This is a genomic window from Aquabacterium sp. A08 (genome assembly GCF_011742065.1).
Genome location: NZ_JAAQQT010000570.1, coordinates 1 through 13,633 on the forward strand (window position 1 = coordinate 1; position 13,633 = coordinate 13,633).

The 13,633-nt window shown below is 67.8% G+C and carries 15 protein-coding genes; 4 read left to right on the forward strand and 11 right to left on the reverse strand.

The annotated features are described in order from the left end of the window. Window positions 1-54: 54 nt before the first annotated feature. Window positions 55-993, reverse strand: a complete 939-nt coding sequence (locus HA630_RS06660) for an IS5 family transposase (RefSeq protein WP_166833507.1) — start codon at window positions 991-993, stop codon at window positions 55-57. Window positions 994-1,567: 574 nt separating this feature from the next. On the opposite strand from HA630_RS06660, the gene HA630_RS06665 reads away from it, so the two are divergent. Next, window positions 1,568-2,065, forward strand: coding sequence for a hypothetical protein (locus HA630_RS06665; RefSeq protein WP_166833509.1), 498 nt, complete (start codon window positions 1,568-1,570; stop codon window positions 2,063-2,065). Here the strand turns inward: HA630_RS06665 and HA630_RS06670 are convergent. The 9 genes from HA630_RS06670 to mltG all read right to left on the reverse strand — a co-directional run bounded on the left by HA630_RS06670 (window position 2,062) and on the right by mltG (window position 9,366). Then, the gene (locus HA630_RS06670; protein ID WP_166833511.1) at window positions 2,062-2,445 is read right to left on the reverse strand and encodes a hypothetical protein; all 384 of its coding nucleotides are present in this window, start codon (window positions 2,443-2,445) and stop codon (window positions 2,062-2,064) included. The genes HA630_RS06665 and HA630_RS06670 overlap by 4 nt on opposite strands. A gap of 183 nt (window positions 2,446-2,628) precedes the next feature. Beyond that, a complete protein-coding gene (locus HA630_RS06675; protein WP_166833513.1) occupies window positions 2,629-4,152 on the reverse strand; it encodes a tripartite tricarboxylate transporter permease in 1,524 nt (507 codons plus the stop codon). A 52-nt stretch (window positions 4,153-4,204) separates the two neighbouring features. Then, the gene (locus HA630_RS06680) at window positions 4,205-4,654 is read right to left on the reverse strand and encodes a tripartite tricarboxylate transporter TctB family protein (protein ID WP_166833515.1); all 450 of its coding nucleotides are present in this window, start codon (window positions 4,652-4,654) and stop codon (window positions 4,205-4,207) included. A gap of 104 nt (window positions 4,655-4,758) precedes the next feature. Continuing rightward, window positions 4,759-5,394 (reverse strand): ankyrin repeat domain-containing protein, encoded by a 636-nt coding sequence (locus HA630_RS06685; protein WP_243855373.1) that lies wholly within the window; start codon window positions 5,392-5,394, stop codon window positions 4,759-4,761. 113 nt (window positions 5,395-5,507) lie between these two features. Further along, on the reverse strand, window positions 5,508-6,314 hold the full coding sequence (locus tag HA630_RS06690; protein WP_166833519.1) for a TatD family hydrolase: 807 nt from the start codon (window positions 6,312-6,314) through the stop codon (window positions 5,508-5,510). Between the two features lie 13 nt (window positions 6,315-6,327). Next, window positions 6,328-6,693: a PilZ domain-containing protein gene (locus HA630_RS06695; protein ID WP_166833521.1), complete on the reverse strand. Its 366-nt coding sequence runs from the start codon at window positions 6,691-6,693 to the stop codon at window positions 6,328-6,330. Between the two features lie 6 nt (window positions 6,694-6,699). Then, window positions 6,700-7,722: a DNA polymerase III subunit delta' gene (locus HA630_RS06700; RefSeq protein ID WP_166833523.1), complete on the reverse strand. Its 1,023-nt coding sequence runs from the start codon at window positions 7,720-7,722 to the stop codon at window positions 6,700-6,702. Further along, window positions 7,719-8,366: a dTMP kinase gene (gene tmk, locus HA630_RS06705; protein ID WP_166833524.1), complete on the reverse strand. Its 648-nt coding sequence runs from the start codon at window positions 8,364-8,366 to the stop codon at window positions 7,719-7,721. The genes HA630_RS06700 and tmk overlap by 4 nt, the downstream gene beginning before the upstream one ends. 4 nt (window positions 8,367-8,370) lie before the next feature. After that, a complete protein-coding gene (gene mltG, locus HA630_RS06710; RefSeq protein ID WP_371809219.1) occupies window positions 8,371-9,366 on the reverse strand; it encodes an endolytic transglycosylase MltG in 996 nt (331 codons plus the stop codon). 64 nt (window positions 9,367-9,430) lie between these two features. Here mltG and HA630_RS06715 point away from each other — a divergent pair, with 64 nt between their 5' ends. Both HA630_RS06715 and HA630_RS06720 read left to right on the forward strand, forming a co-directional pair. Further along, window positions 9,431-10,378: a folate-binding protein YgfZ gene (locus tag HA630_RS06715; protein ID WP_166833528.1), complete on the forward strand. Its 948-nt coding sequence runs from the start codon at window positions 9,431-9,433 to the stop codon at window positions 10,376-10,378. Between the two features lie 11 nt (window positions 10,379-10,389). Next, complete coding sequence (locus tag HA630_RS06720; protein ID WP_166833530.1) at window positions 10,390-11,283, forward strand: NRDE family protein; 894 nt, start codon at window positions 10,390-10,392, stop codon at window positions 11,281-11,283. Here the strand turns inward: HA630_RS06720 and HA630_RS06725 are convergent. Further along, the gene (locus HA630_RS06725; RefSeq protein ID WP_166833532.1) at window positions 11,235-12,092 is read right to left on the reverse strand and encodes a YbgC/FadM family acyl-CoA thioesterase; all 858 of its coding nucleotides are present in this window, start codon (window positions 12,090-12,092) and stop codon (window positions 11,235-11,237) included. The genes HA630_RS06720 and HA630_RS06725 overlap by 49 nt on opposite strands. Before the next feature lie 192 nt (window positions 12,093-12,284). On the opposite strand from HA630_RS06725, the gene HA630_RS06730 reads away from it, so the two are divergent. Next, the coding region (locus tag HA630_RS06730; RefSeq protein WP_166833534.1) for a TolC family protein at window positions 12,285-13,633 on the forward strand (1,349 nt) is incomplete at its 3' end.

A 13,633-nucleotide genomic window follows, 5' to 3' on the forward strand; every position in this document is an offset into this window, starting at 1 on the left:
GGCGTTGTTGCACAAAGGCCCGGGCGAACGCAGTAACCCCAACCCCAGACGGACTTAGGCCACGGCCACCGTCACCGGGCGTCCGAGTTGGCTGAACCGGTTGAGCAGGGCCACACGGATGTGCAACTCCGTCACCTGACGCTCAAACGTCCTGGCCATCACCCGCTCGCCCAGCCGCTTGAAGCAGTTCATCTTCGTCTCCACCAGGCTGCGCCGGTGGTAACCAATCCACTTCTTCCAGATTCGTCGTCCCAGCCGTTGGCACGCTCGCAAGGCTTCGTTGCGTGAAGCGGCCCCCGTCTGGTTGTTCTTCCACGCCCGGGCGTTCTTGCGTGGGGGAATGATGGCCTGGGCGTTGCGTCTGGCTATCGCCGCATGACACGCCTTGGTGTCGTAGGCTCCGTCACCGCCCACGCTGGCAATCGGCTCATCTGCGGGTATCTGGCTGAGCAGTTCAGGCAGCATGGGTGCGTCACCCGTGCCGTTGTCGGTGACTTCGATGGCCCGGATATCCAGTGTGTGGGCATCAATGGCCAGGTGCACCTTGCGCCACTGGCGCCGATAGTCCGCCCCATGCTTCTTGCGCTTCCATTCACCTTCACCCAGGAACTTGATGCCGGTGCTGTCGACCAACAGGTCCAACGCGGTGGTGCTCGGTCGGTAGGGCAGCTTGACGCTCAGGTGCTTCTGACGTCGGCACACGGTGCTGAAGTCCGGCACCTTCCAGTCCAGACCGGCCAGTCGCAGCAGGCTTTCAACCATTCCCAGGCTCTGGCGCAGGGGCAAGCTGAAGAGGCTCTTGATGCTCAGGCAGAACTGGATGGCGGCATCGGAGAAGATGGGTTGGCGACCCCGCTTGCCGGTGGCTGGGGCGTACCACTGCATGCCTTTGTCCAACCAGACCGTCAGTGACCCGCGTGCCTTGAGTGAGGCGTTGTAGCTGGCCCAGTTCGTCGTCTTGTACTTGCCCCTGGGGCGCTTGCTCTCACTCATGCTGCGAGCCTAGCAGCTGATTGGGGTGGATTTGTGCAACAGAGCCATGCTGGACGGGGCAGGGCGGGCAACTCCAGCACCGTGGCAGTCTTCATCAGCCACTCCCAGAACGCTGTCCGCTGTTCATCGGACGCATCCACCACGCCCGACAGGTCGAGTTCAAGCTGTGCCAGCTGCGCGTCTGGGTACTTCCTGAAATTCGTTGCGATCATGGTTTTTGCCTTTCGGTGTACCGGGTCCCTAGATTCGGAGCCGGTTCAAAAATCTGTTTTCTGTCCGTGTAGCTGGCCTATGCCTGCACCGTTTCCCTGAGTTCATCGCCGTGCCATAAGCCACCCCGGAACGGCAGACCGGAAGGGGGAAGCTTTGTAAGGCGCAGCCTTATGAATACCCCCTGTAGGGCTGACGAGCCGGGGTAGCGTTGGCCGAAGAGGCGAGGAAATCAGGGAAACGGTGCACGCCCGCCCAGATTCACGGACAGGAAACGCCGCGCGGCGAGCGCCCCCAGCGCGCAGCGCTCTGACTATGAAATTCCTCACATTCGCTACACTGCCCGGCCAGGGAGGTAGCCAACGTGCACGACGATTTCAGGCCCGACAACCGGCCCCAAGAGTTCTCATTCACCAAACCCAAGCCCCAAGGGCTCACCGGCTGGCACATTGCCTTCGGTGTCGCCGGCGGCATCTTGTTGGCGGTATTCGCACTGGTGGCCTTCATTGCCTGGGGCCAGCACCAGGCAGAGCAAGAGGCGAGGGCCTACCTGCAGCAAGTTCAGCGACAGCAGCAAGCACAGAAAGCAGCCCTGCAGCGCGAACAAGAACAACGTCGAGAGCAGGCCGAGCTCGAGCGTCAAAAGCGCATCCGCGCTGCAGCTTCAGCGCAGCGCTTTGAACAGGAAGTTCTGCGCGTTGAGCAAGACGAGGCCCAACGGAAAGCCGACGCCTGGGCCAAGTTCTACAAGCGCCCCGACCACTGCGACCAGGCCACAGGCGCAGCGCTTGTTGAGTGCGGCAACCACCACATCAGGGCCAAGCGCAGATTCGAGGCCCTGTACACCGACGGCCAGCTCTAGCCCCATACCTGCAGCGACTTCGCCGTGAAGTGCGGTAGGTTCGCGCTGCCAAAGTCGCCCAGAGCCTCCAGCCGCCCAATACGGGCCATCAACGCGGCATTCTCACGCCGCAGGCACTCGTACAGGCCCGCGTGCATCCTGGCCGCGTTCTCTGCTTCCAGGTGCACCGTTTGCCGTCCCCAGCTGGTGAGCCAGAACACCGCGAACAGCACAGGCCGCGGTGCGCTGTCATGTCTCACCCAGCGGCGCACCGTCCGTTCGCTGACCCCAAAGCACCTGGCCAGCACCACAGGCGGCGGGTTGCTCAGATCGTCCAGCATCACCGACAGCGGCGGCACACCGCGCGGCATCTTCCACGACCACTGATCTATGCGCTTCATGTTGTTTTCTCCCTACAAATGACCGACAGATTCTGTCGGGTATTGCACAGGCGAGAAGCCATGAAAAAACCGCCTCTGCGGGCGGTTCTTCGTCGGTTGCCGACTTTACATAATGCACATTGTAGATAGTGATGGAATTTTCGAAAAGCCCAGCGAACCGGGCTCGTCAAAAGCTGCAGCGCCTCAGGGGGCCTCGCCAAAGTCCTGGCGGCGCTCGCGTTCGCGCAGCGCGGACTTCAACGACGTCCAAACCGTCCACAGCACGATGGCGCCACCGAAGGCCAGGAAGCCGGCGCTGATCGGGCGGTCGATGAAGGTCATCATGTCACCGCGCGACAGCAGCAGCGAGCGGCGCAGGTTTTCCTCCATCAGTGGACCCAGCACAAAGCCCAGCATCAGCGGTGCGGCCTCAAACTTCAGCACCGCCAGCAGGTAGCCGACCGCGCCTATGCCCGCGACCATCAGGATGTCGAAGGTGTTGTTGTTCACGCTGTACACACCCAGGGCAATGAACACCAGGATCGCCGGGTACAGCACGTTGTAGGGGATGCGCAGAATGGCCACCCACATGCCCACCAGCGGCAGGTTCAGAATCATCAGCATGATGTTGCCGATGCCGAAGCTCACGATCAGGCCCCAGAACAGGTCGGGCTGCTGCGTCATCAGCAAGGGCCCGGGCTGGATGCCGTGGATGATGAGTGCGCCCAGCATCAGCGCCATCACCGCGTCGCCGGGAATGCCCAAGGACAAGGTGGGCACAAAGGCGGTTTGCGAGGCGGCGTTGTTGGCGGCCTCGGGGGCGGTCACGCCTTCGATGGCGCCCTTGCCGAAGCGGCTCGGGTCTTTGGCGATCTTCTTTTCAACGGCATACGAGAAGAACGAAGCGATGGACGCGCCGGTGCCGGGCAAGGCGCCAAAAAAGCTGCCGATGCCGGTGCCGCGCAGCATGGGCAGGGCCGAGTCTTTCCACTCCTTGCGCGTGGGCAGCATGGAGCGCATGGAGATGGATTCCTTCACCTCGCCTTCGCGCTTTTGGTTGATGCCGCCGATGACCTCGGAAATGCCGAACACCCCCATGGCCAGGGCCACCAGGTTGATGCCGTCCATCAGCTCCGGCACACCGAAGTCGAAGCGGGCCACGCCGGAGTTGACGTCGGTACCCACAGTGCCCAGCAGCAGGCCGAGCACCACCATGGCCATGCCCTTGGCCGGCGAGCCCGAGGCCAGGCTGGACGCCGCCACCAGCCCCAGCAGCATCATCGAAAAGTACTCAGCCGGGCCGAACTTCAGGCCCAGTTCCGCGATGCTGGGGGAAAACAGCACCAACACCAGAATGCCCAGCATGGAGCCGACAAACGAGGCGATGGTGGTCATAAACAGCGCCACCCCTGCCCGCCCCTGCTTGGCCATGGGGTAACCGTCGAGGCAGGCCACCGCCGACGACGGCGTGCCCGGCAGGTTGAGCAGGATGGAGGCGGTGGAGCCGCCGTACTGCGCGCCGTAGTACACGCCGGCCAGCATGACGATGGCCGAGGTGGGCGGGATGTGGTACGTGATGGGCAGCAGCAGCGAAATCGTCGCCATGGCGCCGATGCCCGGCAGCACGCCGATGAGGGTGCCGATGAAAACGCCGATGAAGCAGTACAACAGCGTCATCGGCTGCAGCGCCGCTTCCAGGCCGGTCAGAAGTCCGTTTGCGATGTCCATGGTGTGGGGTTCCGTAAGGGGTCAGGAAAAGGTGTTCGGCAGCGGTGACGCGTCACTGGCTCCAGGGCCAGACCGGCAGCACCATGCTCAACCCCACAGAAAACACCAGGTAGGTGATGGCCGACACACCAACCGCCACCAGCAGGCGGTTGCGCCAGGAAATTTCGCGGTCTGCCAGGGACGACACCAGCACCGCCAGGGCGGCGGCCAGCACCAGCCCCAAGCCTTTGAGCAGCACGGCAAACACGACGATGCTGGCAATGACCAGCACCGAGGTTTTCCATTCGATGTGGATGGGTTCGCCGCGTCGGAAGAAGGCCGGCAGCGCAATGAACAGGCCCAGCGCGGCCAGCAGCAGACCCAGGGCCATGGGGAAGTAGCCCGGCCCCATGCGGTTGAGGTCGCCGATCTCGTATTCGCTGCTGCCGTACCAGGCGGCGAACAGCCCAAGGGCCAGCATTGCGAGCCCGCCGAGGATGTCGCGGGTGTCTTTGTGTGCCATGTCGTCTCCAAAGCCAAGGTTGTACCGATGGGATTGGACAGGCAAATGCCCCCAGCGTCTTTACGTAATTGCACGTAGCGGGCCGGCCAGGCGCCGGCCGCGGCTCACCAGCGGCCTTTGGGCTGGCGGTCGCGGATGGCCTGGGCGATGGCGTCCACGATGTCGGGCCGCTCGGCGCGGCGCGCAAAGTCCACGGCCGTCAGGCCCTGCTGGTTTTGCAGCAGCGGATCGGCGCCCTCCTCCAGCAACAGGCGCACGGCCGCGGCCTGGCCGTAACGCGCCGCCATCATCAGGGGGGTGGTGCCGTTGGGCGAGGCCGCGTCGATGTAAGCGTGCCGCTCCAGCAGCAGGCGGGTGATGGGCAGCGACGCCGGGCCGACGTGGCTGGCGGCGTAGTGCAACGGGGCCCAGCCCGGTTTGTTCACCTGGGCCTGGCGCTGCAGCAGGCGCTCCACCAGGTCGACCTGCCCTTTGATGGCGGCCAGCATCAGGGCATTTTCGTCGGCCGGGTTGCGGGCATCGACGTCGAGCTCCGGCACACCGAGCAGGAAATGCGCCACCCGCCACGACTCGCGCCGCAGGGCCAGCACCAGCGGCGGCTGCAGGGTGGGGTCGGGGCTGTTGAAGTCAAAACCCCGCGCCTGCAAGGCTGGCAAGGGCCCCGGGTTGTCGCGCGCAATGGCGGTGAAAAACGCGTCGTAGGAACCCGACTGCGCCCAGGCGCCGGCACCGAGCGACAACAGACCAGCAACCAGCCAGGTGCGCCAGCGGGAACCCGCACGCGGTTGGATGGGGTGTGACGGATGGGGCGCCGGCCTGGCGTGGGCGGGAACGTGGGTGCGGGACATGCGCGTCAGACCGCGCGGTTGAACAGGCGTTCAAAATTGTCGCTGGTGGCGCGGGCCACGGCCTCCAGCGGCAACCCTTTGAGCTCGGCCAACTGGGCCGCCACGTGCGGCACATAGGCCGGGCTGTTGGTTTTGCCCCGGTGAGGCACGGGGGCCAGGTAGGGGCTGTCGGTTTCGATCAGGCAACGCTCCAGCGGCACCAGCCGGGCAACGTCGCGCAGGTCGGCCGCGTTGCGGAAGGTGAGGATGCCCGAGAACGAGATGTAGAAGTCCAGGTCCAGCGCGGCCCGGGCCACCTCGGCGGTTTCGGTGAAGCAGTGGAACACGCCACGGGCCGGCGCCTGCACACCGCCCGCGGCCGAGGCCAGACCGCCCTCTTCCCGCAGAATGGCCAGGGTGTCGTCGGACGCGCTGCGGGTGTGGATGATGAGCGGCAGGTCGGTGGCCCGCGCGGCCCGAATGTGGACGCGGAAACGATCGCGCTGCCATTCCATGTCGGCCACGCTGCGGTCGCCCAGGCGGTAGTAGTCCAGCCCGGTTTCGCCGATGCCTACCACCTTGGGCCGGGCGGCGCCGGCCAGCAGGTCGTCCAGCGTGGGCTCGCGCACGCCTTCGTTGTCGGGGTGCACGCCCACGGTGGCCCACAGGTGGGGGTGCTCGGCGGCCAGGCCCTGCACCGCGTCGAATTCTTCCATGGTGGTGCAAATGCACAGGGCGCGATCGACCTGCGCGGCGGCCATGGCCTGCAGGATCTCGGGCAACTGCGCGCGCAGTTCGGGGAAGCTCAGGTGGCAGTGGGAGTCGACAAACATGCAGCGGGTGGGTTCAGACGGTCTGGGTGCCGCGGTCGGAGGCCAGGTGCGCGCCCAGGATTTCTTCAATGCGGGCCTTGAGCATTTTGGATTTCTCGTCGGCCGGGAAGCGGATGCCGATGCCCTGCGAGCGCGAACCGGCGGCGCCGGCCGGGGTGATCCAGGCCACCTTGCCGGCCACGGGGTAGCGCTGCGGGTCGTCGGGCAGGGTCAGCAGCACGTAGACGTCCATGCCCAACTGGTATTCGCGCACCGAAGGCACAAAGATGCCCCCTTCGGCAAACAGCGGAATGTAGGCGGCGTACAGCGCGCCCTTTTCCTTGATCGACAACTGGATCACTGTCGGGCGCGCCGCAGCGGTGGCGTCGGCGGTGCTCATGTGGGCCTAGTGTAGCGCCAGCGCGCGCTGGGCGGCGCTGGCCCAGGCCTCCTGCATGAGGGCGGCGCTGTAGGGGTGCTCCAGGGTGCGGGCGGCGGCTTGCAGCTCGCGCTGCCAAGCCACCAGCACGGCCAGGGCGGGCGCCGGGGGCAGGTCGGGCGCGGCGAAAAAACGCGGCTCGGCCCCCGCCTGGCGCACCATCAGGTCGTGGCAGAGCTTTTGCAGCACGTCCATTTGCCGCGCCGCGGTCCAGCCGCTCAGGGCCGACCAATCGCCGGCCGCAATGGCCCGCGGCAGGCGCGACCACAGGCCGGGCGCGGGGCCCAGGCGCAACCAGTCCAGGGCTTCATCGGGGCGGCCGCCGGCGGCACGCAGCCAGGTCTGCAGGTCGGCCGTGCTCGGGCGCTGGGTGGCCAGCGCCGGGTCCGCGGCGGCGGTGGCTTGCAGCCACGCCAGCGCCTGGGCGGTGTCGGGCCAGTGCAGTTCGTGGGTCTGGCAGCGGCTGCGGATGGTGGGCAGCAGGGCGTGGGCGGCCTCGGTGGCGATGACGAAACGCAAGGCCCCGGCCGGCTCTTCCAGGGTTTTGAGCAGGGTGTTGGCGGCTTCGGTGTTGAGCCGTTCCGCCGGGTAGATCAGCACCACCTTGGTGTCGCCCCGCGAGCGGGTGAACTGGCTGAAGGCCACGGCCTGGCGGGTGGCATCGACCCGGATGAACTTGCTCGGCTTCAGTTCTTTTTTGTCGATCTTGTCCTGGGTTTTCTCGTCCAGCGGCCAGCCCAGTTCGAGCGATAGGGTTTCGGGCATGAGCACGAACAGGTCGGGGTGGGTGCGCACGTCCACCGCGTGGCAGGCTCCGCACTGGCCGCACGCGCCTTGGGCGCTGGGCCGTTCGCACAGCCAGCCACGGGCCAGGGCCAGGGCCAGCGGGTACTGGCCCAGACCGGGCGGCCCCGCCAGCAGCAGGGCATGGCCGCGCTGCTGCAACAGGCAGGTCAGCTGGGTTTGCAGCCAGGGGGCCAGCGCGGTCATGCCAACAACCCCCGCGCGCGGCAGGCGGCTTCCACCTGGGCCCACACCGCGTCCAGGGGCTGGGCCGCGTCGATGCGCACGAAACGGCCGGGGTCGGCGGCGGCCCGCGCCGCGTAGCCGGCCGCGACCCGCGCAAAAAAATCCAGAGGCAGGGCCTCGAACTTGTCGGGGCTGCGGGCGCCCGCCAGGCGCTCGGCGGCTTGCGCGGGCGGCAGGTCGAACCACAGGGTCAGGTCGGGCTGGCGCTGCGGCGCGGGGCCTTGCACCCACTGCTCCAGCTGCCGCAACACGGTCAGGTCAAAACCCCGGCCATGGCCCTGGTAGGCAAAGGTGGCGTCGGTGAAGCGGTCGCACAACACCACCTCGCCGCGCGCCAGGGCCGGTTCGATCACCCGCTGCAGGTGGTCGCGCCGGGCGGCGAACATGAGCAGGGCTTCGGCCAGCGGGTCCATGGGCTCGCGCAGCAGCAGCTCGCGCAGCCGCTCGGCCAGCGGGGTGCCACCGGGTTCGCGCGTCTGCGTCAGGGCGCGGCCCTGGGCCAGCAGCCGGGCGGCCAGGGTGCCAATGTGCGAGGACTTGCCCGCCCCGTCGATACCCTCGAAGGTGACGAAACGGCCGCGCGGCGGCGTGGGGTCGGTGTGCATGCGCTCAGCGGTTCAGGATGTAGCGGCGCACGGCCGCGTTGTGCTCGTCCAGGGTCTGGCTGAACTGGCTGGAGCCGTCGCCGCGGGACACGAAATAGAAGGCCGGCGTGTCGGCCGGGCGCACTGCCGCCCGCAGCGAGGCGGTGCCCGGCATGGCAATCGGCGTGGGCGGCAGGCCGGCGCGGGTGTAGGTGTTGTAGGGCGTGTCGGTGTCGAGGTCGCGGCGGCGCAGCCGGCCGTCAAAGCCCTCGCCCAGGCCGTAGATCACGCTCGGGTCGGTTTGCAGCCGCATGCCGATGCGCAGGCGGTTGATGAAGACGCCGGCGATCTGCTCCCGGTCGCTGGCCAGGCCGGTTTCCTTTTCGACGATGCTGGCCAGCACCAGCGCGTCGTCCGGTCCGCGCAAGGGCAGGTTGGGCGCACGTTCGGCCCAGACCTCGGCCAGCCGTTGGTCCATGGCGCGCGCGGCCTGACGCAGCACGCTGCTGGCGGTGGCGTGCTTGGGGTAAACATAGGTGTCGGGGAAAAACCGCCCCTCCGGGTGGCGGGCCGCCAGGCCCAAGGCCTGGGCGAGTGCGTGCGGCGAGGTGCCGGGCGGCAGGTCGTCCTGCAGGTGCTCGGCGCTGCGCAGCGCTTGCAACACCTGGCGCAGGTTCCAGCCCTCCACCAGCGTCACGCGGCGCACCGCCTGCTCGCCGCGCACCAGCTTGTCCAGCAGCGCGCGCGGGCCCAGTTCGGGGGTGATTTCGTAGCTGCCGGCCTTGATGTCGCGGGCCCGCCCCGACAGCCGGAACCAGGCGTGCAGGGCCCAGACGGGCGTGTCCACCCCCGCCTGGGCGACGGCCTGCGCCACCGCCCGGGCACTGGCGCCGGCCGGCACGGTCACGTCCAGCACCGGCGCGTCGCCCGAGCGCCAGGCCAGCGGCCGGTGCAGCCAGACGGCCACCAGCGTGCCCAGCGCCACCGCCAGCACCAGCGCGGCCGTCAGCCACCATTTCAACAATCGGAACACGGACTCGGGACCTCGGTGAAAATACAAGGCCCTGATGATAAGTGACTGCCCCATGAGCCTGCCCACCCCTGCCAGCCCCCCGACCTTCGATGCCCAGACCCTGCGCGGCGTGGTGCGCCTGGACGGCGGCGGCCTGCTGCGTGCCCACGGGGCCGATGCCGCCAAATTCCTCCACGGGCAGCTGACACAGGACTTTGCCCTGATGGGCCTGAGCGAAGCGCGGCTGGCGGCGTTCTGCAACGCCAAGGGCCGGATGCAGGCCAGCTTCGTGGCGTTCAAGCGCGCGCACGACGACATCGTGCTGGTCTGCGCCCCCGACCTGCGGGCCCAGACCCTCAAGCGGCTGGGCATGTTTGTGCTGCGCGCCCAGGTCAAGCTCGCGCCCGCTGGCGACGAACTGGCCCTGTACGGCGTGGCCGGAGCCGACGTGCCCCCTGCCCTGCCTGCCGCCGCCTGGAGCCACCAGACCATCGACGGCCTGGACTGGGTGCGCCTGCCCGACGCCGCAGGCCTGGCACGCGCGCTGGCCTGCGGTCCGGTCAACGGCCCGACCCCGGCCGGCCCTGCGCTGGCGCTGGCCCATTGGCAGTGGCTGGAGGTGCGCAGCGCCGTGGTCGCGGTCACCGCGCCGGTGTTCGAGGCCTTTGTGCCGCAGATGCTGAACTACGAATCGGTGGGCGGGGTGAACTTCAAGAAAGGCTGCTACCCCGGCCAGGAGGTGGTGGCCCGCAGCCAATACCGCGGCACGCTCAAGCGCCGCGCCTACCCGGTGCATGCCGACGCGCCGATGGCCGTGGGCCAGGAGGTGTTCCACCCCTCGGACGCCGAACAGCCCTGCGGCACCGTGGCCGCCAGCGCCCCGCACCCGGTGGCCGGTTGGGACGCGGTGGTGTCGATGCAAACCAGCGCCGCCGACGGCCAGCCGCTGACGCTGGGCAGCCCCAGCGGCCCGCCGTTGGCGCTGCAGCCCCTGCCCTACCCGCTGCTGGCCGACGTCTGAGGCCTGCGGGCATGTGCCTGATCGCCTTCGCCCTGGGCGGCACCGGTCCCTGCCCGCTGCTGCTGGCGTCCAACCGCGACGAATGGTGGCAGCGCCCCACCCAGCCGCTGGACCGCTGGCACAGCCCGGTTGGCACCCCCATCTGGGCCGGCCGTGACGCCGAAGCCGGCGGTACCTGGCTGGGGTTTTCGGCGCACGGCCGGGTGGCGATGTTGACCAATGTGCGCCCCCGCGGGCCCGAGTCGGCCCCGCGCAGCCGGGGCGAGTTGCCGCTGCACTGGCTGGACGGGCCCGGGCACACCCCGCACTGGCGCGACCTGGTGGCGCGCACCCACCCCGCCGCCTACAACGGCTTCAACCTGGTGTTGGGCGACCTGCACACCGCCACCTGGGTCTGGCTGAGCAACCGCCCCACGGCCGAAGCCCCCCAAAGCAGCGACCTGGGCCTGCCCACCGGCTGGACGGGCCGATCGCTGGGCCCGGGGGTGTACGGCCTGTCCAATGCCCACCTCGACACCCCCTGGCCCAAAACCCTGGCCCTGCGCGCGGCGGTGCGCGCGGCACACGCCCGCCTGCGCACCGGGCCGGCGCCAGACGGCTGGCACGCCCCCTTGCTGCGGCAACTGCTCGATGCCCGCCCTGCCCCCGACGCGACCGCCGACGCTTGGCAGCGCGGCCTGAGCAGCACCTTCGTGCACCTGCCCGCGCACGGCTACGGCACGCGCAGCAGCCTGATCGCCCGGTGCAGCCTGGGCGCAGACGGCCCCGCGCTGGAACTGCAGGAGTGGACCCACGCCGTGCAATCCGCCCCACACGCCGTGCCCGTGGCCAGCCACTGGCCGCTGGACGCCAGCGTTCAGAGGCGGATTTCCATCAACCGGTGGGGGATGCCCACCTCGTCGTAAGGTTCGCCCACCGGCTGGTAGCCCAGGCGGCGGTAAAAGCTTTCGGCGGTGCGCTGGGCGCTCAAACGCACGCTGTGGTCGCCCCGGGCGCGGGCCGCGTCCATCAGTGCCAGCAAAATGTGCCGGCCCACGCCGGTGCCGCGCAACACCCGGTGCACGGCCATGCGTCCGATCTTGCCCACGCCGTCGGTGGCCGGCAGCAAGCGCCCGGTGGCCACGGCCTGGCCCAGCCGGTTGTGCGCCACCGCGTGCAGCGCCACCTCGTCGGCGGCGTCCCACTCCTCCTCGCGGGGAATGCCCTGTTCTTCCACAAACACGGCGGTGCGCACTTGGCCCGCCGGCTCGGCCAGCTCGGCCCAGGGGCCGGTGCGCACGGCCAACACCGCTTCGCCGGCCTCAAAGCCCTGCACCAGCGCGCGCAGGCCGGGCGGGATCGGCCGCGAGGTCTGCGTGGCCGGGTCGGCAAACACGTAAATCAGCTCGCCAGTGATCAGGTGTTCCTCGCCCCGGAAGATGGCGCCGGTGATGGTCATGGACGAGTTGCCCAGGCGGGTGCAGGCCATGCCGATGTCCAGCGTGTCGTCCATGCGCGCCGAGGCGTTGAACTCCACCGACGCCTTTTTCACGTACAACTCGCCGCCCAACTGGTGCATCGCGTCTTCGTACGGCAGGGCCAGGGCGCGCCAGTACTCGGTGATGACCACGTCGAAGTACATCAGGTAGTGCGCGTTGAACACGATTTTTTGCATGTCCACCTCGGCCCAGCGCACGCGCAGCCGGTGGAAAAAGCGGAAGTCTTGTCGTTTCATGGTCGACGGCTTGGTGTGATGGGCTGCCATTGTTGCCCAACTTGAGCCGGTCTTGTCATGGCCGTTGTCTCCTATGTCTTACCCATTTGGGCATGGTGCCGTGCGGAGCGTGCGGTTACAGTAAAAAAGAGTTTTTTGATGCAAAAATATTACTTTCACCAAATCAACCGTTCAATTCATCCACAGCGTGTCATGAGCCACTCACAAATCCTCTCCATCAATGGCAAACGCGGCTTCAAGCTGCTGTCCGTGGCGGCTGCCGTCGCGGTGTTGGCGGCCTGTGGCAGCCTGGCGCCCAAGGCCATTGAGGCTCCAGAACTGGTTCAAACCAACCAGGCCGACACGGCCGCCATGCGCCAGGGCGTGGAGCCGGTGACCGGCCCCCTGACGCTGGACGAAGCGATGGCCCGCGCGCTCAAATACAACCTCGACCGCCGCGCCCGCCTCATGGAAGAGTCGATCGCGCTCCAGCAACTCGACGTGACCCGGTTCGACATGCTGCCCAAACTGGTGGCCCAGGCTGGTTATTCTGACCGCAGCCGCGAACGCGCCACGTTCAGCCAGCGCTACAACCCCGTGTCGCCTTACGGCGATGTCGGCACTATGGACAGGACCACGTCCTCCTACTCCTCAGCCGCCGACCACAGCACAGCCGATCTGGGCCTGACCTGGAACCTGCTGGACGTGATGGTGGGCCAGACCTCCGCCAAGCAGGCGGCCGACCGGGTGCTGATTGCCGCCGAGAAACGCCGCAAGGCCATGCACGTGCTGATGCAAGACGTGCGCACCGTGTACTGGCGTGCGGTCAGCGCCCAGAAACTGCGCGACCAGGTGCAAGCCACGCAGAAAATGGCCGAAGCAGCCCTGACCGACGCTCGCCAGGCCGAGGCCGAGCGCCTGCGCAGCCCGCTCGATTCGTTACGTTACCAGCGTCAGCTGCTGGAAAACCTGCGCTTGCTGGAAGCCATTTCGCAGGAGCTGTCCACTGCCCAGGTCGAGCTGGCCTCGCTCATCAACGCCCCGGTGGGCCAATCCATCACACTGGCCGAAGCCGGCGGGGACTTCAGCCACGACACCCCGCTGACCACCCCCATGGCCCAGCTGGAAGCCGTGGCCCTGGAGAACAACGCCGACCTGCGCGAACAGCACTACAACGGCCGCGTGGCCCGCGCCGAAGTGCGCAAAACCATGACCCGGCTGTTCCCCAACCTGTCGTTCAACTACAGCGTCAAGTACGACAGCGATGAATACCTGGTGCACAACAACTGGAACGAAGCCGGCTTGCAACTCTCGTTCAACCTGTTCAACCTGCTGACCGGCCCCACCCAGATCAAGTTTGCCGAGGCCGGCGTGGCCCTGGCCGACCAGCGCCGCATGGCCATGCAAATGGCCGTGGTGACCCAGTTGCACCTGGCCCGCCTGCAGTTGCAAAACGCCCGCGCCCAGTTCAACCGGGCCGACGCCATCTACAGCGTCGACAACAAGATCGCCGAAAACATCCGCGCACGCCAGAGCGTGCAGGCCCAAAGCCAGCTGGACCG